This window comes from Pedobacter sp. MC2016-24 (assembly GCF_015223055.1).
In the GTDB taxonomy this organism is placed as follows: Bacteria; Bacteroidota; Bacteroidia; order Sphingobacteriales; family Sphingobacteriaceae; genus Pedobacter.
This window is the reverse complement of the sequence record NZ_JADFBX010000015.1, coordinates 1-18,656: the sequence shown is the minus strand read 5'-3', so window position 1 is coordinate 18,656 and position 18,656 is coordinate 1. Positions and strand designations below refer to the sequence as shown.

The 18,656-nt window shown below is 42.7% G+C and carries 16 protein-coding genes; 6 read left to right on the top strand and 10 right to left on the bottom strand.

Going from position 1 to position 18,656, the window contains the following annotated elements:
• Position 1: 1 nt before the first annotated feature.
• The 4 genes from IM797_RS23275 to IM797_RS23260 all read right to left on the bottom strand — a co-directional run bounded on the left by IM797_RS23275 (position 2) and on the right by IM797_RS23260 (position 2,976).
• Complete coding sequence (locus IM797_RS23275; RefSeq protein WP_194129613.1) at positions 2–445, bottom strand: hypothetical protein; 444 nt, start codon at positions 443–445, stop codon at positions 2–4.
• Between the two features lie 81 nt (positions 446–526).
• Complete coding sequence (locus IM797_RS23270; protein ID WP_194129612.1) at positions 527–1,726, bottom strand: Imm26 family immunity protein; 1,200 nt, start codon at positions 1,724–1,726, stop codon at positions 527–529.
• Positions 1,727–1,737: 11 nt separating this feature from the next.
• A complete protein-coding gene (locus IM797_RS23265) occupies positions 1,738–2,421 on the bottom strand; it encodes a GDSL-type esterase/lipase family protein (protein ID WP_194129611.1) in 684 nt (227 codons plus the stop codon).
• Between the two features lie 81 nt (positions 2,422–2,502).
• Positions 2,503–2,976: a hypothetical protein gene (locus IM797_RS23260; protein WP_194129610.1), complete on the bottom strand. Its 474-nt coding sequence runs from the start codon at positions 2,974–2,976 to the stop codon at positions 2,503–2,505.
• A 132-nt stretch (positions 2,977–3,108) separates the two neighbouring features.
• Here IM797_RS23260 and IM797_RS23255 point away from each other — a divergent pair, with 132 nt between their 5' ends.
• The 4 genes from IM797_RS23255 to IM797_RS23240 all read left to right on the top strand — a co-directional run bounded on the left by IM797_RS23255 (position 3,109) and on the right by IM797_RS23240 (position 6,615).
• A complete protein-coding gene (locus IM797_RS23255; RefSeq protein WP_194129609.1) occupies positions 3,109–3,684 on the top strand; it encodes a Crp/Fnr family transcriptional regulator in 576 nt (191 codons plus the stop codon).
• A 64-nt stretch (positions 3,685–3,748) separates the two neighbouring features.
• A complete protein-coding gene (locus IM797_RS23250; protein WP_194129608.1) occupies positions 3,749–4,756 on the top strand; it encodes an NAD-dependent epimerase/dehydratase family protein in 1,008 nt (335 codons plus the stop codon).
• A 117-nt stretch (positions 4,757–4,873) separates the two neighbouring features.
• Positions 4,874–5,854: a PAS domain S-box protein gene (locus IM797_RS23245; protein WP_194129607.1), complete on the top strand. Its 981-nt coding sequence runs from the start codon at positions 4,874–4,876 to the stop codon at positions 5,852–5,854.
• Between the two features lie 161 nt (positions 5,855–6,015).
• Positions 6,016–6,615 (top strand): hypothetical protein, encoded by a 600-nt coding sequence (locus IM797_RS23240; protein WP_194129606.1) that lies wholly within the window; start codon positions 6,016–6,018, stop codon positions 6,613–6,615.
• Positions 6,616–6,631: 16 nt separating this feature from the next.
• On the opposite strand, the gene IM797_RS23235 is transcribed toward IM797_RS23240, so the two are convergent.
• The 3 genes from IM797_RS23235 to IM797_RS23225 form a co-directional block, all read right to left on the bottom strand.
• Positions 6,632–7,231: an HD family hydrolase gene (locus IM797_RS23235; protein WP_194129605.1), complete on the bottom strand. Its 600-nt coding sequence runs from the start codon at positions 7,229–7,231 to the stop codon at positions 6,632–6,634.
• Positions 7,232–7,277: 46 nt separating this feature from the next.
• Positions 7,278–7,772, bottom strand: coding sequence for a hypothetical protein (locus IM797_RS23230; RefSeq protein ID WP_194129604.1), 495 nt, complete (start codon positions 7,770–7,772; stop codon positions 7,278–7,280).
• Between the two features lie 202 nt (positions 7,773–7,974).
• Positions 7,975–8,838: an AraC family transcriptional regulator gene (locus IM797_RS23225; protein WP_194129603.1), complete on the bottom strand. Its 864-nt coding sequence runs from the start codon at positions 8,836–8,838 to the stop codon at positions 7,975–7,977.
• A 362-nt stretch (positions 8,839–9,200) separates the two neighbouring features.
• Here IM797_RS23225 and IM797_RS23220 point away from each other — a divergent pair, with 362 nt between their 5' ends.
• Positions 9,201–9,653, top strand: a complete 453-nt coding sequence (locus IM797_RS23220) for a PA2169 family four-helix-bundle protein (protein WP_194129602.1) — start codon at positions 9,201–9,203, stop codon at positions 9,651–9,653.
• Between the two features lie 204 nt (positions 9,654–9,857).
• Positions 9,858–10,307, top strand: coding sequence for an SRPBCC family protein (locus tag IM797_RS23215; protein ID WP_194129601.1), 450 nt, complete (start codon positions 9,858–9,860; stop codon positions 10,305–10,307).
• Between the two features lie 97 nt (positions 10,308–10,404).
• On the opposite strand, the gene IM797_RS23210 is transcribed toward IM797_RS23215, so the two are convergent.
• From IM797_RS23210 to IM797_RS23200, 3 genes are all read right to left on the bottom strand, one after another.
• On the bottom strand, positions 10,405–11,304 hold the full coding sequence (locus IM797_RS23210; RefSeq protein ID WP_194129600.1) for a type IX secretion system membrane protein PorP/SprF: 900 nt from the start codon (positions 11,302–11,304) through the stop codon (positions 10,405–10,407).
• Between the two features lie 29 nt (positions 11,305–11,333).
• Complete coding sequence (locus IM797_RS23205; protein WP_194129599.1) at positions 11,334–18,077, bottom strand: MBG domain-containing protein; 6,744 nt, start codon at positions 18,075–18,077, stop codon at positions 11,334–11,336.
• Positions 18,078–18,358: 281 nt separating this feature from the next.
• Positions 18,359–18,656, bottom strand: a 298-nt coding sequence (locus tag IM797_RS23200; protein ID WP_194129598.1) for a type IX secretion system membrane protein PorP/SprF, incomplete at its 5' end; no start/stop codon positions are given.

Sequence of the window (18,656 nt, the reverse complement as noted above, 5' to 3'; positions counted from 1 at the left end):
GCTATTTAACTTTATGGCCATCTAGGCTTAATGTGTGATCTTCTGGGGAACTAAATGAAGCCTTTAGTTTTTCATCTAATTCCACCTCTAAACTACCAACCAATCTGATAATTGCATCCTTATCTTTTAACTTGAATTTATTCTCGCGAAGATATTCAACAAAATCTCCGTCGAGCTCTTGAGAATAAGTATTTAAATAATAAGAATAATAGCCTGGCCACACATATACACCATCTGTATAATAGGCATCAGGTGCTATAGGCTGCTTTGTTTTAAAATCATAACTGTAGCCCATCCATCCAAAAATAATAACCCCTTCATCTAGATATTTCACTACCTTTTTTAATATATCCTCATCTTTATTCGGTGGTTTAGATAGCATGTAAGCGAACGAATCGGAGCCTTCAATTTTTGTATTCTCAGTAATGAATCCAATATATTTCATGTTATTTTTTTCTAAATTAAGATTTTTAATTTAAACAGATGATCGTAACAATACCATCGGGGGAGGATAATTAAAGGCTAATCAACCAACCTTAACCTTCAAAAGCTCAGCTCTTGTCATCACCCCTGATTTTAAACAATAATCATCATAGTCAATATCGATTGGTACCCCCAGAGATGCAAATATTTTCCGCTTAAGTTCGATATTGTCCGGGTGATTAATATCGTCATATACATCATACGGAGGCAGACCATTTCTCAAATCTTCAAGTTGATACAGAGACGCACCAAATGCTACACCGTTATTGCGGTAATTATAATCCATGTCATTGTCCTTAAAAGGAATTTTCTCTACCTTGTCAACCATAATCATCCCCCATCCAAAATAATAGCCTTTACGCGAACTTTCCACGTAACTGCCATAATGCATTGGAAAAACGATTTCATTCGGATCAACAGGAATATTTCCAATAATGGGATAATTGCCACGCATCAGTTGGTCGTCCATCATATAAAACGGGGGAATGCTACGCGATAATTTAATCCTATTGACATCCACGTCTGTAGTTGGAGATTTAAAATCATAAACAGTCACTAGCTGTACAATTGTACCCAGGTCGTAAAAATGGTGTTGTTTATTGACCACACCATTTTTCCTCAATGCAGAAATATTCAACAGGTGCCTGCCAAAGGTATATTCCGTTGGCCGACCATATAAATCCCGTTTCGTAGGAATGGCAAAAAAATCACCACTTTTAAACTTAACCGGTTTATTCTTTTGTGGAGGCGCTTCTTTAACACCAGCTAAGCGCTTCAGGTGGTCATCGGGTAATGTTTCAATAAACTGATCAATAAATACCGGAAGTTCATCTAATGTTACCATCTGCCTAAACATCGCCGCGTTATCCAATAAGTTCATTGCGTGTTTATTGATTACCCAATAGCACCTTTGTACTACCTCGCCTTTGGTATTATGGTCTATGTCAAACCTAACAGAAACCGATTTCAGGCTATAGTCGGCCAACACAGCAAGGCTTATGGACTTCTCCTTTCCCTTACCACTAACTGGTATTACTTTGGAACGATCATTGGTTTGTATTTCTGTATCAAACTCTGAATAATAATCAAAATATTCTGTGCTGTTTATCACCACCTTTTTGATGACATTCTGATCAAAATAGCATACCAGGCCCTTAGGAAATGTGATCCGATCCCAGTTTTTGTCGACTGGCGCCAATCCAAAATACTTTCTTTGTTGATCTTTAAGTTCAATTGCGTCCATAAGTAATCGTTTTATTTTTCAGCTGCAATCAAAAAAGGTTTCACAGCAGCCTCCCAGATATCATAACCTTTCTGATTCATATGCAACAGGTCACTTACAAATAATTCGGGTCTGGATATCCCCTCCTTTAGCATAGGCGAAAAAATGTCAACAAAAACAGTATTCTTTTCTTGCGAAAGGAACTCACGGATAAGCCGATTGGCTTCCTTCGTTTTATCCATAAACTTAGCACGCGACGGACTGGGTTTAAGCGAAATATACACCATTGGAACAGTAGGCATTTCAGCTCTAATTCCCTTATAAAGACGGATTGTCCGGTTCAAAATTGAATCCGCAGTCACGCCTTCAGACACCACATCGTTTTCCCCCACATACATAACAATTTGCCTCGGCTTATATTTAAACACCAAATCTTTCAGATAAAAAGTAATGTCGTTAACCACCGCACCCCCTATCCCCCGGTTCATCACATTATAAGAACCAAAAGCCTGCTGCAGGTGTTCCCATTTACGTATTGAGGAGCTACCGACAAACAAAATAGGGTTCGGTGGTTGCTGGAACATTTTATCATAACTTTTGATCGTCTGTACGTCGTTCCAGTAATTAGGGTGTTTTGTCTGGCCAATCGATGCTTTGCTTACAAGCAAAAGTAATACTATCGATACCAGCGTGTGAATCAGCTTTATAATTTTCATGCGAAACCAAGATACATATTATCATAAATATTATTCCTGCAACATTTCTTTTTCTTGATATCAAATTTCGATTACTTATTATTAAAGTACTTTTGAATCAGCCCCAACTCCATAGGTCTTAATCAGGTCTTTGCCGAAATCGATAAACGATTTCCGCGCGCCAACGGGCAAAGTTTCTAAAGCATTTTTATGCTTAACATCCAGAACCTGATCAACATTATTGGCAGCGTTATAAATAAATGAGTAGCTTTCCGTATATGTATCTGTTAAACCTTCGTTGACATACATTTCAACTTTGAACCTCACTTTAAAAGAGGAACTGTTTTGCTTTATTGCTGTCGCCGTATACGTCATTGCACACCCTCCACCACAGCTAACTACAAAGGATTTACTTTTAAGTTGTTTTAAATTCTTCGGCCTATCCTGATCAATCTCATCTTTCGCGGAGTTATGATCGTTTAAAATCCCGAAAGTTTGTTTTGCAATTACCTCCTTTTGTAAAACTGCCGAAAAGAACAAAAATAAATATATGGTGATGATTTTACCTGTTCGCATATTTCTAAGTAGAATAGTCGTTTATATTAATTTCTGTACGCTAATTCTATGCCAATGTATTTATCAGTGATTTCCTCCTTCCTCACTTAAAGCAAATGGCACAACACCATGCACTTTGCTTATCTTTGCAAGATGCACAAGCAACTTATCCATCTCATTACACAAAGTGTAGCGCTTTCTGATTTAGAAAGAAATTTGTGCCTGCAATATTTCGAACCAGTTTTGTACCCTAAAAATCGGGTAATTGAAGAAGAAGGAAAAGTACCTGTCTATTTGTATTTTGTAGTTTCAGGTTTTCTTCGTCTATTCCATTATAACCAAAAGGGCGACGAGGTCACCACACACATCAATTGTCCACCTGGGTTCATCACTTCCTATTCAAATTTCATTCATCAGCAGAAGTCTGATGACAATCTGGAATGTATTACCGAATGTGAGCTGTTGAGGATTACGAAATTTGATCTCGATATACTGATCGGACAAAGCCCAGCATTCAAAGACTTCAGTATCCTGGTATTCCAGCAGTCCTTATCCTATAATGAAAACCGGGCAAAAGAACTGGCTACCCTTAATGCAGAACAGCGGTATTTAAAACTGATGGACCAACATCCCGAAATTCTCCAGCATGTTCCCATGCAATACATCTCCTCTTTTCTAGGTATGAACCCTAAAAGTTTGAGCCGTATCCGTAAACAGATTATTAGGTAACATTTGTGAAGTGGTTTTGAATGATTAAGACTGAAATTTGTCCCATCATTTAAAATCAAAGCATATGACACATCATAATTTAGCATTGGTATCTGGTGCCAACGGACATCTGGGTAACAACCTGGTTAGGTTACTCCTAAAAAAAGGAATTCCAGTACGGGCGTCTGTCCGCGACATGAAAAACGCAGCACATTTAAAAGATCTGGACTGTGAGGTAGTTCAGGCAGATATTACGGATAGCGCTTCCTTTAAAAGAGCTTTACAAGGTGTTCATACCTTTTACGCCGTTGGTGCCGCCTTCAAGTTGTGGGCTAAAGACCCTAAAAAAGAAATTTACGATGTAAATATGCAGGGAACGCGCAATACGATAGAAGCAGCGGCCGATGCGGGTGTTAAAAGAATTGTCTATGTGAGTTCCATTGCTGCTTTAGATTATACCAATCTACCGACCAAAGAAAGCAATGGCTACAACCCCGACCGCAGGGATATGTATTACAACTCTAAAAATGACGGTGAACAACTCGCTTTTCAACTGGCCGAAGAACTGGGAATTGAATTGGTGTCCGTTATGCCGGGAGCAATGATAGGAAGCGAGGCCTTTTTCCCTTTGAACGTTTCTTATGGCGTACTAAAGCTGATTTTGAATAAACAAATTCCAATGGATACCAAAATTACCTTGAACTGGATTGATGTGAAAGATGTTGCTGAAGGTTGTTTTTTGGCCGCACAAAAAGGACGTTCCGGCGAACGGTATATTCTGGCTAATGAAAAATGTATGACCATTACGGATACAACTAAATTGGCACAAAAGCTTTATCCCGAACTGAAACTTAAAATACCTGGATCAGTACCAAAATTTATGCTGTATGCTATTGCAGGTTTAATGGAATTTTCGGCTAAGATGAGTGGCAAACCACCTTTACTGACGATCAAAGACATTGCTATGTTTTCAGGATTACAACAGGATTTTGATATTTCTAAATCAAGAAATGAATTGGGGTTCAATCCAAAAAATAATGAGCAAGCCCTGAAAGAAGCGATGACCTACCTCATGGAACATAACTTATGTTAGCCCACTATGATATGGCCCTAAATTATTTCTATAATAATAAAGTCCACTGCTTGATCTTAAAGCAATGCTTAAATCATATTTTTTTACTAATTTGAATCCTACATTAAGGATTAAATCATGAAGAATATACCTGCCCAGATCGCCTCAGAAGATGGAGAAGCTGCCAATTTCAAACGAATTTTTGAGGAAAGTCCTGCCCCAATGTATATCTTCGATCTTCATACGTATGAATTTTTAGCGGTAAATGATGCTGCTTTAAACCAGTACGGATACCAAAGGGATGAGTTCCTGTCCATGAAAGCCTTACAAATCAGGTCAGTGGAAGAAGCAGAGCGCTTCAAATCTGCCATTCAGCAGGTAAAAACCACGTATGTCGATTACGGGACATGGAAACACATCCGAAAAAATGGAGAAGAATTTTTTGTTCATATCTACGGGCATAGCAGTATTTTCCAGAACAGGCAGGCCAGGGTAGCAATGGCTATAGATATTGACCAGAAGGTAAAGGCTGAAAATGAATTACAAGAAAAAAATTTAGAAATCGCCGATATCCTTGAAAGTATTACCGATGGGTTTTACGCCATGAATCAACATTGGGAGGTAACTTATATCAACAAGGAGGCAGAGCGGATCTTAAACTGTAAAAGAGCCGATTTGCTGGGAAAAAACCTTTGGGAATTTTTTCCTCAATCAAAAGAAGGAAGATTTTACCAGGAATACCAACGTGCGTTAACGGAAAAGGTAAGTGTGCATTTTGAAGAATGTTATGCTGCTCTTGGTGTTTGGGGATCGATGCATGTATATCCAAAAAAAGACGGGCTCGCTGTTTATTTTGTCGATGTAACTGAGCAAAAAAAAATACAGGCTAAGCAAAACATGCAGATGAAGATGATTGAAAAGCAGAACGAACAGCTCAAAAAAATATCATGGATACAATCACATGAAGTAAGGGCGCCACTTTCCAATATACTCGGGCTTGTTAAGCTAGCCAAAGAAAACGAGGACGATTCGTCTTGTAGCGGCATCATAGATCTGTTGGAACAAGAAGCTATCAAACTCGATAACGTTGTACGAAAAATAACCGAACAGGCACAATAAGTATGTATGGTCATCTTAGCAGGAAGGTACCCGGATAAATTGGAATCATATCACTAAAAACTAAACTCCTTCCAATTTTGTTTAAAAACAGTAACCCCATCAGAACCACGCACAAAAATTTATATTGAGTTCATAAAAACCGAAATCCTAAAACAATCCTGATGATAAAACTACTGATTAACGACGATTCAAAAAGTGATATACTTACAGAAACCAGCTTTGGTGGACTACCAGTTAAAGAAATTGGCAAAAACACGGAATGGCCTAGCTGTCGCACGTGTCAGGCCAAGATGCAATATCAGGGAAAGATCAAAACCGATATTGGCTTGGAATTGATATTCATGTGCCAAAATGATCCAGGATTGTGTGATGAATGGGATCCTGAAGGCGGCGGCAATAAAGTCATTATTGTCAACTCAGAAAATCTGGAATTTTTTAAACCGCTTGAGGGTGAATCGTTACTTAGAGAGACAGTTTATGGGGTAAACCTGATCGAAACAGACGCTGATGATTACGATAGCGCGAGAGAAAACTGGGAAGGAAATAAAAGGCAGGTTTTAGGGCAATACGATGGCATACCAAGTTGGATTCAGGGGGATGAAACACCTGAATGTGATTGCTGCAGCAAAAGCATGAGATTTGTGGCACAACTGGAAGAAGGTCCCGATTACAGAACAGCCATGAATTTTGGCGGCGGCGGAGTTGCTTACTTATTTGATTGTAAAGAAGGAAAAACTGCAAAGTTTCTGTGGCAGTGCTAAGAATTGGATGTTAAAATCATTGGGATGCCTTGCGAAGAATCCCCTTTTCCACACTTTCATTTAACAAGCGATCAGCATAACTCCAGATTGAGGCCGATCCATTTGCAATTGCTTTCTTTTTGTTGTAAACTGTTTGATATTCCACATCAAATTCAGCCCATGTCCCACCATTGTTGGAAGTATTCTGCAACAATGGTTCAAACCGGTCCATGGTTTTTGCAAATTTGGCCTCATCAGTCTGTCCTTCCTCAAATTCTTCCCAAATTGATATAAATTCCTGGGCCTGCGCTTCCGGCAGCAGCCCAAAAATTCGTTGTGCAGCCAATCTTTCTTCATCTGTATTGGTGTGATTTTTTGCTGTATCGTAGATAAAAGTATCACCAGCATCAATTTCAACCAAATCATGGATCAAGACCATTTTTACCACTTTCAAAACATCTATTGGTTGGTTGGAATGTTCGCTTAAAACGATGGCCATCATCGCCAGGTGCCAGCTATGTTCAGCGTCATTTTCGTGCCTGTCACTGTTAAACAATTTCGTTCTGCGCTGAATATATTTCAATTTGTCAATCTCCTTAATAAAGGCAACCTGTTTCAGCAAATCACTTGTGTCCATTTTATTTGTTTTTTGTCTTCCTGTATTGCCACAAAGATATAGACTTTTATTTTTTTGCCAGCCCGCGCTCTTTCTTCTGGTTAATAAACTGATAAACAGACCCCGCTATGAAAAGAACCAACAAAACCAGCAATGTTTGGCCAATGACCGGAGAACTGATGTCCTTTGCCAAAGGATGCCCTACAGGCACACGGGTAAATGTTTCATTAACCGTGGGCACCAGGGATAAGAAAAAACTGAACGACAGCAGGAAGTTCTCGAAGTAACGGGCCCTCATGCTTTCTTTCTTTCTCGAATGCAGATAAAAAGCAATCGAAACCAGTAAGAGAATAAATATGGAAAAAGCATGCCCGGGGTTAAAGCCGCCATGTTTTGAAATACCCAGTGCAGTCACTGAAGTAACGACAGTTCCCAAGAAATATACGCGTCCGGACAATACGTTCAAATTGATTTTAGCATATCTGATCAATCCGATCAGTGCAGCTACAATTGCGGCGATTCCGACAATGGTGTGAAAGATTCCTAAATTTGATAATCCCATTTTGATATTGTTTTTAGTTAAAATATGCTGTCAACACAGGCTTTGATTTAACACTTCAAACCTCGCCATTGCCAGACCTGTTTATTGATCCCATCCGAAGCTTGTTTTCCGAAAAAGGAACAGGACAAAATTGCAACAGAAAGAAAAAATGGGCTTTGCGATTTAGTTCAATTGTTTGGTATTTTAGTTCATAAAAACAGCATCACTCCGATGCCCTGCCTTTTAACTCCTGACGATACTGCGTTGGGGTACGTTGGTATTTATCGCTGAAGCTTTTGGTGAAATTTGCCAGATCATGGAAGCCACATTCAAATGCGATGCCCGTAATGCGTTGGTCAGAAACCAGGAGCATTTCGGCTGCTTTTTCCAGTTTTTTGTTTTTAATATAGCTGGCAGGCGTATCATTATATAATTTCGCAAATTCCCTTTTGAATGATGAGACACTAAGGTTAGTTTGCTCCGCCAGCTGTTCGATTGTCAATTGCGAAAACAAGTTGGCTTCGATGATTTGCTTGAAAGTGTAGGCCATGGGCGAAAAAAGCTGCGATAAGATGACCTGTATGGCTTCAGCATTTTGTGTCTGGGAGAGCAGCAGGATAATTTCCTTGAGCTTTAGGATCAGCATATCTTCACTGACAAGCGATGGATTGGCAAAATAAAACAACAATCCTTCTACATATTTCTGAATGAGAAAATCGTTGCTGACCTTCTCTTGGGATTGATTTGAAACCTTGTTGCTGGGTGTATGAAACAATAGTGGCAACTCCCTGTCGTAAATCCGCTTTAATATATCCGGATAGAAAGTAACAATTACAATCTCGCAATTGCTTTTTGAATGAGAATGGTGTATTTGTTTTCCAGAACTGATGCAATTCAATAGCAAAGAATAATTCGCAGGAATATTTATCTTCTCATCATCCACTTCGAATTGAAAATCACCTGCTAAAACATATAGGAAACAGGCTTGTTCAGTGACTGGAAAATCAAATTTAAATGGTGCCGTAAGTGCAATTTTCTGCATGAAGGTCTTACCAAACAGATCGTGTTTCTTATAATCGTTTACCATATTCTATAAATTTAGTCTATTCATCTAAAAAAAACCAACATCTATTTCCAGTCCTTCTCCTCCAGGGTGAAAATGGATTCTACAGTGGTATCGAATATGCTGGCAGCGCAGCCTGGGTAAGGTCATGCTTTGCCCGTTCAACCTTTATCGTGTTCTTCATCAGACCGCTTTAAGCCATAAAAATATATAACCTGGAATACCTGATGATAAGACAAGTTAATTTGTCTTTTTGATAAGCTGACTATTCATTTCATCATCAATACACATCAACACCCAGGCCTGACAAATAAACCCATCATTCAGCATTCTCTAAACAAAACCAGCAACCAGTTGTTATAAAGTTTCAAAAACTTATATATACTATGAAAACGACAACAATTTTAAATGAACTGGTAGAGATTAACAATGACAGGATTGCTGGTTTTGAAAAAGCAGTAGCGGATATTAACGATGAGAACATTGATTTAAAAGCCGTCTTCCTGGAATATAGTTCACAGAGCAGAAAATTCAGCCAGGAACTGGTGGCATTAGTTGCAGGCCTGGGCGAAGAACCAGAAACCGGAAATAGTGTAGCTGGTACTTTACACCGCGCCTGGATCGACGTAAAAGCCTTATTTGGCGGAAGCGACCGTGAAAGCATTTTGAACGAGGCCGAGCGCGGCGAAGATGCGATCAAAGCAGCTTACCGCATGGCTTTAGAAAAAGGTGAACTGAGTGGTGAAGCTTTAGATACCGTTAGCCGTCAGGCACAAGACATCAAAGCAGCACACGATACAATCAAAGCCTTACGCGATGCTGCCAAGGTAATCAACTAAGACTGATTTTATAAAGCTATAAACGCTTATTATCTTTAAAGCGCAGCATGCTGCGCTTTAAAGATAATAAGCGTTTTTTATAAATAAGCAAGTCGCAAATGCCCCTTCAAATTGTCTTATTTCACCGCTAAGCGAGCCGGTTTTTCTGACCACATTTGTAATGTTGATGTTAAATAATCCATTATAAACTTAAAAATGATCCCCATGTCAGAAAACAGCGTTTCTTTACACAGAGTCCTTAAGGCCTCACCAGAAAAGGTTTATCGCGCATTCACAGAAGCTTTGGCAATTGCCTCCTGGCTTCCTCCATATGGCTTTCTTTGTACCGTCCATGAGATGAATGTCACAACCGGAGGAACTTTTAAAATGTCCTTCCAAAACTTCACGACCGGCCATGGCCATTCATTTGGTGGAAAATACATTGAACTCAAACCCAACGAGGCTTTGAAGTACAGCGATGTATTTGATGATCCAAATTTACTAGGAGAAATGACCACAACTGTCTTGCTACGTAAAACAATGGTAGGTACAGAAATCAAAATCACACAAGAAGGAATTCCGGCAGTTATACCGGCAGAAATGTGTTACTTAGGCTGGCAGGAATCACTTGAAAAACTGACAAAATTGGTAGAACCAGAAATACCAGATGCATAACTCAAAAATGGCTGATGTAGTTTACATCAGCCATTTTTATGTTAAGATCCTGAAATAAATTCAGGATGACGTAAGTAATGAGGGTAACCTCGGTTAACTACTTCCCTTTCCTGCCCAAACTCAGTCTCAAATTCAGCTCAAAACTGCCATTTGTATAATTACTCAAAGCAGAAGTTTGCGTGGTGTAAGTAGCACTGATCAGGTACTGGCGTTTGTAATCCATACCCAACCCGAAGGTTGCATTCTTTGTACTGTGGTACATACCCAGTAAAAAAGCCTGTCTGTCGGCAATGCCAATCTGCGCTCCAGCATCCCAGATGTTGTCAAAACCTTTTACGCCGCGGTAAGCAACTTTAGGTTCCGCATCTACACCTTCTGCACCTTCGCTAAGCAAAATCCGGTAACTTACAGCCGTATAAAAAGTAGCCACATCCGCCAGTTTGATCACATCTTTCTTCAGCACACTTTTCAGGTTTGGGATCGAAGCCTGGATGTTTAAGTGGTCAGAAGTATAGGACACCCCGAAATCACCATCCAGGTAAGTTTTACGGTCGTTGTACTGCCACACCATCGGGTCACTCGGATTGCCATAAATGTCCGCATTTTCCAGGCGTTGGCTCATAAATCCTAAGGACACCCCAAAATGCAATTGCTGGTTGTCCCCGCTCAATGGCAAATGGTACGCATAACTACCTACCACACGGGTCTGCCTTTGCAGTCCCGCGCTTTCGTTGTTTACCGTTAAACCCAAACCAACCCGGCCAAAACCGTAATCTACTGTCAGGTTTTGGGTTAAAGGGGAGCCAGGTACATTGCTCCAGAGTTTGCGGTAGGCACCATTTACCTTTAAACCTTCACCAGCGCCGGCAAAAGCCGGATTGATGAGGTATTGATTGGTGTAAAATTGAGACGACAGCGGGTTAAGCTGCGCTTTTGATGATATTCCCAATAGCGTTGCAAAGGCAATCAGGGCAAGTGTTTTATGTGTTGTTCTCATTTATTTTTTATTTAAAGTACCGGCACATTTTAATTATTCCTTACTACAGTAATGAAACCTTTAAACACCTGCCTGCCGGTTCCAAAATCGATCACATAATAATAAGTACCTTCATTTAGTGCAATACCGTTATAGGTTCCCTCCCAGCTGTTGTCGTAGCCTCTTTTGCTGAACACCATACGCCCGCTCTTGTCGAATATTTTCACTTCGTTGTTCGGGTAAAAATCGATGTTGTCAATGATCCATTTGTCGTTGTAACCATCGCCGTTCGGACTCAGGATATTGGTGGCTTTGATCTTGGCCAGGTCGTCCAGTACCGTAATGGTAAAGGTTTTTGTCTCGCTGCAACCGCTCGCATTGGTACCTGTTACCGTGTAGGTTGTTGTCTGACTAGGTCTAACCTGTAAGGTCGCAGCATTTACCGCACCAATGATGCTGTTGTCTGCAGACCAGGTATAACCAACCGCACCGGTCGCATTTAAAAACACCGTTTCACCTTTGCTCACCTCTACACCTTTATCGCTGTTGATGCTCAACACCGGCAAGGCATTGATGGTAATTACAAAAGTACGGCTGTAAGTATCCACACCACCATTGGCGGTTCCGCCATTGTCTTTAACCGTTACAGTCACTGTTGCAGTACCTGCAGCACCAGTTTTAGCCTGGTAGCTTAAAGTTCCGGTTGCACCGGTTCCTGTTACCGTCAGGCGGTCAAACAAGTTTGCATTGCTGCTGCTTACCGACAAAGTCGTGGTTTGCGAAGTTTCAGGACCGGCACTGATACCCGTTAAGGCCACATTCTGAACCGTACGGTTGTAGCAAATTGTCTGGTTGGCAATTGCTGCAAGTGTAGGGATCTCATTCACGTCAGTCAGGTTGATGCTGATTACTTTATCCAGGAACAGACCGTATTGCGTGGTGCTTCTCAGGCGAACGCTGTATACAGCTTTGGTTTCATAATCCAGCACCGCTGTGGTGTTGATCTTGTTTCCGCTGATTGCGAAAGATGCATTGTCCGTATCACCGGCTCCGGCCACCAAAGTATAGGTAAAGGTTGCAGAAGCATCCGGCGAAGTACTGCTCAGGGTTCCGGCATTGGTACCAGCAGCAGCATTTTCATACAAAGTTACCGCAGCTAAACTGATGTCCGTAGGTGCACCTGGTTTTACTTTCAAAATACCAGCTACATAACTGATGCTGTAATTGCTTCCAACTGCAGCACTTGCTGTAATCGGATAGTCTCCAGGCAGACTGTTCAGTACTGCTGTGGTAACTATTGTTGGCTTAGTGGTTAACACGTTGAAGTCTTCGTTATTTACGAAACCAGCATAACTCACTGTTAATGTTGGATTGGCTGTTCCGGCAAATTTCTCTTTGTTATCTGCAGTAACGATCAGGCCTTTAGCCGTTACACTTAACGTACCATTTGGATTGGTAACCGTATAGTTTCCTACTTTGTTACCTGGATCAACAATGCTCGCTACAATCGGGTAATTACCTACTGCTGCTGTAGCTGCTGCACCTGTACTTGTTCTGCTGACCGTAATGTTATCGCCGTTTTCCAGACCTGTGATTGTTCCGGTAAAGTCGGTAGCGATCAACACCTGACCGTATACTTTTGATCGGTCAGTATTGGCAATCGTCAAGGCTTTAGCAGTTACGCTTAAGGTACCATTTGGATTAACCAAAGTATAGTTTCCTAGTTTGTTACCTGGGTCAACAAGCGTTGCCACAATCGGGTAATTCCCTACTGCTGCTGTAGCCACGGAACCTGTACTTGTTCTGCTGACCGTGATGTTATCGCCATTTTCCAGACCTGTGATCGTTCCTACAAAGTCGGTACCGGTCAACACCTGTCCGTAAACTTTTGAACGGTCAGTACTGGCAATCGTCAAGGCTTTAGCAGTTACGCTTAAGGTACCATTTGGATTGGTAACCGTATAGTTTCCTAGTTTGTTACCTGGGTCAACAAGCGTTGCCAAAATCTGGTAATTCCCTACTGCTGCTGTAGCCACGGAACCTGTACTTGTTCTGCTGACCGTGATGTTATCGCCATTTTCCAGACCTGTGATCGTTCCTGCAAAGTCGGTAGCGATCAACACCTGTCCGTAAACTTTTGAACGGTTGGTATTGGCAATCGTCAAGGCTTTAGCCGTTACGTTTAAGGTACCATTTGGATTAACCAAAGTATAGTTTCCTAGTTTGTTACCTGGATCAACAACTGTCGCCACAATCGGGTAATTCCCTACTGCTGCTGTAGCTGCTGCACCTGTACTTGTTCTGCTGACCGTGATGTTATCGCCGTTTTCCAAACCTGTGATTGTTCCGGAAAAATCAGTACCGGTCAACACCTGTCCGTAAACTTTTGAGCGGTCAGTACTGGCAATCGTCAAGGCTTTAGCCGTTACGGTTAATACACCATTTGGATTAACCAAAGTATAGTTTCCTATTTTGTTACCTGGGTCAACAATGCTCGCTACAATCGGGTAGTTCCCTACTGCTGCTGTAGCCGCTGCACCTGTACTTGTCCTGCTGACCGTAATGTTATCGCCATTGGCCAAACCAGTGATCGTTCCGGTAAAGTCGGTACCGGTCAACACCTGACCGTATACTTTTGATCGGTCGGTACTGGCAATCGTCAAGGCTTTAGCCGTTACATTTAACGTGCCATTTGGATTAACCAAAGTATAGTTTCCTATTTTGTTACCTGGATCAACAATGCTCGCTACAATCGGGTAATTCCCTACTGCTGCTGTAGCCGCTGCACCTGTACTTGTCCTGCTGACCGTAATGTTATCGCCATTTTCCAGACCTGTGATCGTTCCGGTAAAGTCGGTACCGGTCAACACCTGACCGTATACTTTTGAGCGGTCGGTACTGGCAATCGTCAAGGTTTTAGCAGTTACGCTTAAGGTACCATTTGGATTGCTAACCGTATAGTTTCCTAGTTTATTACCTGGGTCAACAATGCTCGCTACAATCGGGTAATTCCCTACTGCTGCCGTAGCTGCTGCACCTGTACTTGTTCTATTTACGCTAATGTTATCACCATTTTCCAAACCAGTGATCGTTCCGGCAAAATCGGTACCGGTCAACACCTGCCCGTATACTTTTGAGCGGTCGGTACTGGCAATGGTTAAGGCTTTAGCCGTTACGCTTAACGTGCCATTTGGATTAACCAAAGTATAGTTTCCTATTTTGTTACCTGGGTCAACAATGCTCGCTACAATCGGGTAATTCCCTACTGCTGCTGTAGCTGCTGCACCTGTACTTGTTCTATTTACGCTAATGTTGTCACCGTTTTCCAGACCTGTGATCGTACCGGAAAAGTCGGTACCGGTCAACACCTGTCCGTAAACTTTTGAGCGGTCGGTACTGGCAATCGTCAAGGCTTTAGCCGTTACGGTTAACGTGCCATTTGGATTAACCAAAGTATAGTTTCCTATTTTATTACCTGGGTCAACAAGCGTTGCCACAATCGGGTAATTCCCTACTGCTGCCGTAGCTGCTGCACCTGTACTTGTCCTGCTGACCGTGATGTTATCGCCGTTTTCCAGACCTGTGATTGTTCCGGCAAAGTCGGTACCGGTCAACACCTGCCCATAAACTTTTGAACGACTGGTATTACTAATCGTCAATTGTTTTGCATTTACCGAAAGCGTAGCCGTAGCAACGGTCTGCGCATAATTGCCGCTGGCCGCCTGCGTTGCAGTAATGGTGGTCGTTCCAGACTTAATCACGGTTACCGTATTTCCGCTTACCGATGCGACTGTAGGATCACTGCTGGTATAACTAAACGCCCCTGGGCTATTGCTAGTCGGCGGGCTGATGTTAAAACTCGCATCACCATAGGTTTTGCTGATTGCGGCAAAACTACTGATCGCCGCTGGCTCCAGGATCGTTACATTCTTCAGCACGTTACAACCGTTCGCATCTGTCACCGTAACGGTATAATTTCCACTACCCAGACCTGTAGCTGTGGCAGCAGTTCCGCCAGTAGGCGACCACACATAACTGTAAGCCCCGGTTCCGCCAGTTGCAGTCACCGTTGCCGAACCATTGCTCCCCAGCGCTGTGGTCACATTCGTCTGTGAAGTTGAAGCTGTAATTGCAGTCGGTTCTGTAATCGTAAAACTCTGTGTCGTCTGACAAAGGTTGGCATCCTTAATGGTTACCGTATATGTTCCCGCAGTGAGGCTGCCCGCTGTTGCTGCAGTTCCACCAGATGGCGACCAGTTGTACGTATAAGCTCCGGTTCCTCCGGTAACAACAACACTGGCTGTACCTGTAGCCGATCCATGACAAGCCACATTGGTCTGTGATGGGGTAACTACAAAAGCCGCCGGCTCATTGATCGTAAAGTTCTTAACGATCGAACATCCATTGGCAGAAGTAATGGTGACGCTGTAGTTACCGGCAGTCAGGTTGGAAGCCGTAGCCGCATTTCCGCCTGACGGCGACCAGACATAAGTAAAAGGTCCAGGGGCACCTGAAGGAACCACCGTTGCTGAACCGGTATTGCTACCACGACATAAAATATCTGTTTTGGAAGTCGTAGCCACTAAAGTATTGGTTGTGCCAATGGTAAAACTCTGAGTAAAAGTACAACCTTTTGCATCAGTAATCTGGCAACTGTAATTACCGGCGGTAAGGCCGGAAGCTGTTGCAGCTGTCCCTCCCGATGGTGACCATAAATAAGTATATCCCGGAGTTCCACCGCTCACATTAACACTAGCTGAGCCCGTTGCGCTGCCATTGCAAAGTACATCGGTTTGTGCTGTTGTAACCGCCAAAGCTGCAGGTTGATCGATGGTCACGTTAACCGTGTAAGAACAGGTATTCACATCTGTTATCGTAACGCTATAGTTTCCGGCAGCAAGCCCGCTCGCCGTAGCTTGCGTACCTCCGGTAGGAGACCATGCATAGCTATAAGGCGCTGTGGCACCCGAAGCCACTACAGTAGCGCTGCCATTTGTACCGCCATTACAGCTCACATCCGTTTTGCTCACCGTAGCCGAAAAAGCAGCAGGCGTACCAATGGTGACATTTTTTACCAGTGTACAGCCCTTTGAATCGGTAATGGTACAGGTATAATTCCCCGCAGGACGACCGCTGATGGATGCTGAGGTACCACCCAGGGGTGCCCACAAATAAGTATAGGTAGGTGTACCACCGCTAACATTAACTGTGGCTGTACCATTAGACCCCCCAAAACAACTCACCCCGGTTGAGGCCGTGGTGGCCGACAATACAGCCCCCGGCTGGGTAATGGTAAAACTTTGTGTAGTCTGGCAAAGGTTGGCATCTTTAACGGTCACGGTGTAAGTTCCCGCAACCAGGCCGCTGGCTGTAGCCTGGGTACCACCCGAAGGGGACCAGCTGTACGTGTACGCCCCGGTTCCGCCAGTTACGTTCACCGTGGCACTGCCTGTCGCCGCATCACGACAATTGATGTTAGTCTGTGCACCAGCCGTAGCCACCAAAGCTGCAGGTTCCGTAATGGTAAAAGTTCTGGTGGTCTGGCAAAGGTTGGCGTCTTTAATGGTCACCGTATAAGTTCCTGCGGTCAGCCCCGTAGCTGAGGCCTGAGTGCCACCACTAGGTAACCATAAATAACTATACGCACCAGTTCCACCGCTCACATTAACCGATGCAGCTCCCGTAGCCGAGCCGTTACATAAAATATCTGTTTGTGAGGTCGTCACTGTAAATGCTGCAGGTTGACTGATGGTAAAACTCTGTGTAGTCTGGCACAGGTTAGCATCCTTTACAGTTACCGTATACGTACCCGTAGCTAAACCAGAAATTGTCGCTGTACCGTCTCCGGTAGGTGTACCGTTCCAGTCGTAAGTATAAGGTCCTGTTCCGCCCGTCACTACTACAGTAGCCGTTCCGTTAGATCCGCCGTTACAGCTTACATTATTTATTGTGCCTTGCGAGGCTACCAATGAGGCTGGTTGACCGATGGTAAAGTTTTTGGTGATTGTGGTGTTGTTCGCATCTTTGATGTTGCAGGAATAACTTCCAGCCGCAAGCCCGGAAATTGAAGAACCTGTTGCACCGGTATTCCATAAATAGGTATAAGGTGTAGTCCCTCCGCTCGGTGTAACCGAAGCTGAGCCTGTTGTTGCGCCATTACATAAAACGTCTGTTTGTGCCGTTGTAGCAGTCAATGCCGGCGGCCCGCCAGCGCTGAAGATAAAATTATCAATTGCGAAATAGTCGTAATTACTACTCAACTGTATCTCAAGCTGGTCGATACTGGTATTGGTGTTGTTTGATCCGCCTTCAGTGGCGAAATTAATTGGAATAAAGCCGTTACCGGGAAGTCCGAACCCAATATTGGCACCAGTGGTTGTCTTCACGACAGTAAATTGGGTTACTCCCCCAAGCTTGCCTCTAAAGGTTACTGAACCTGCACCGCCACCTAATGTGATTCCAGGATTTTGCGTGTTATCCCCAGCCAGGTACACCCATAGACTGTTGAGCTTAAAATTACCTGAAGTCACGGTCATGGTGCCCGTTTGCCCATAGGTTTGCGGCTGATTGATTGGAGCATCCAGTGCATGAATAAATTTGTTGGATTGATTGTAGCCCAGCTGGGGCGTGCCTGCATAAACGACAAATCCTAGTGTAGAGACGAGGTTAAACGTCTTGCCTCCGGCTGTAAAACTGGTTTGACCAGCGTTGAGACCTTCAAATGTTTCCGTTGTTTGTCCTGAAGCAGAAAATAACGAAAACATAACAAGTAAAAAGAGCAGAGCTTTTTTCATAATAAAGTTATGAGTTAATTAGATGGTTGTGTTGGTTTTTACAATACACAACAGGCATTTAACTCGCTGTATATTTGGTTGTTCAAAAGTAATCACAGGAAATAAGCTTATTATACTGTAATTAAAATGTTACACAATGGATACATATGTGGAATAGGCTGTGACTAAATGGAACTAGCCTTTAAATAAAAATGGCTGATGTAAACTACACCAGCCATTTTTATGTTAAGATCCTGAAATAAATTCAGGATGACGTAAGTAATGAGGGTAACCTCGGTTAACTACTTCCCTTTTTGTCCCAAACTCAGTCTTAAGTTCAGCTCAAAACTGCCATTTGTATAATTACTCAAAGCAGAAGTCTGCGTAGTGTAAGTGGCACTGATCAGGTACTGGCGTTTGTAATCCATACCCAAACCAAAGGTTGCATTCTTTGTACTGTGGTACATACCCAGTAAAAAAGCCTGTCTGTCGGCAATGCCGATCTGCGCTCCAGCGTCCCAGATGTTGTCAAAACCTTTTACCCCGCGGTAAGCAACTTTAGGTTCCGCATCAACGCCCTCCCCGCCTTCACTTAAATTG

Coding starts and splice junctions, on each gene's coding strand:
- IM797_RS23275 (WP_194129613.1), bottom strand. CDS start 445: ATGAAATATATTGGATTCATTACTGAGAATACAAAAATTGAAGGCTCC.
- IM797_RS23270 (WP_194129612.1), bottom strand. CDS start 1,726: ATGGACGCAATTGAACTTAAAGATCAACAAAGAAAGTATTTTGGATTG.
- IM797_RS23265 (WP_194129611.1), bottom strand. CDS start 2,421: ATGAAAATTATAAAGCTGATTCACACGCTGGTATCGATAGTATTACTT.
- IM797_RS23260 (WP_194129610.1), bottom strand. CDS start 2,976: ATGCGAACAGGTAAAATCATCACCATATATTTATTTTTGTTCTTTTCG.
- IM797_RS23255 (WP_194129609.1), top strand. CDS start 3,109: ATGCACAAGCAACTTATCCATCTCATTACACAAAGTGTAGCGCTTTCT.
- IM797_RS23250 (WP_194129608.1), top strand. CDS start 3,749: ATGACACATCATAATTTAGCATTGGTATCTGGTGCCAACGGACATCTG.
- IM797_RS23245 (WP_194129607.1), top strand. CDS start 4,874: ATGAAGAATATACCTGCCCAGATCGCCTCAGAAGATGGAGAAGCTGCC.
- IM797_RS23240 (WP_194129606.1), top strand. CDS start 6,016: ATGATAAAACTACTGATTAACGACGATTCAAAAAGTGATATACTTACA.
- IM797_RS23235 (WP_194129605.1), bottom strand. CDS start 7,231: ATGGACACAAGTGATTTGCTGAAACAGGTTGCCTTTATTAAGGAGATT.
- IM797_RS23230 (WP_194129604.1), bottom strand. CDS start 7,772: ATGGGATTATCAAATTTAGGAATCTTTCACACCATTGTCGGAATCGCC.
- IM797_RS23225 (WP_194129603.1), bottom strand. CDS start 8,838: ATGGTAAACGATTATAAGAAACACGATCTGTTTGGTAAGACCTTCATG.
- IM797_RS23220 (WP_194129602.1), top strand. CDS start 9,201: ATGAAAACGACAACAATTTTAAATGAACTGGTAGAGATTAACAATGAC.
- IM797_RS23215 (WP_194129601.1), top strand. CDS start 9,858: ATGTCAGAAAACAGCGTTTCTTTACACAGAGTCCTTAAGGCCTCACCA.
- IM797_RS23210 (WP_194129600.1), bottom strand. CDS start 11,304: ATGAGAACAACACATAAAACACTTGCCCTGATTGCCTTTGCAACGCTA.
- IM797_RS23205 (WP_194129599.1), bottom strand. CDS start 18,077: ATGAAAAAAGCTCTGCTCTTTTTACTTGTTATGTTTTCGTTATTTTCT.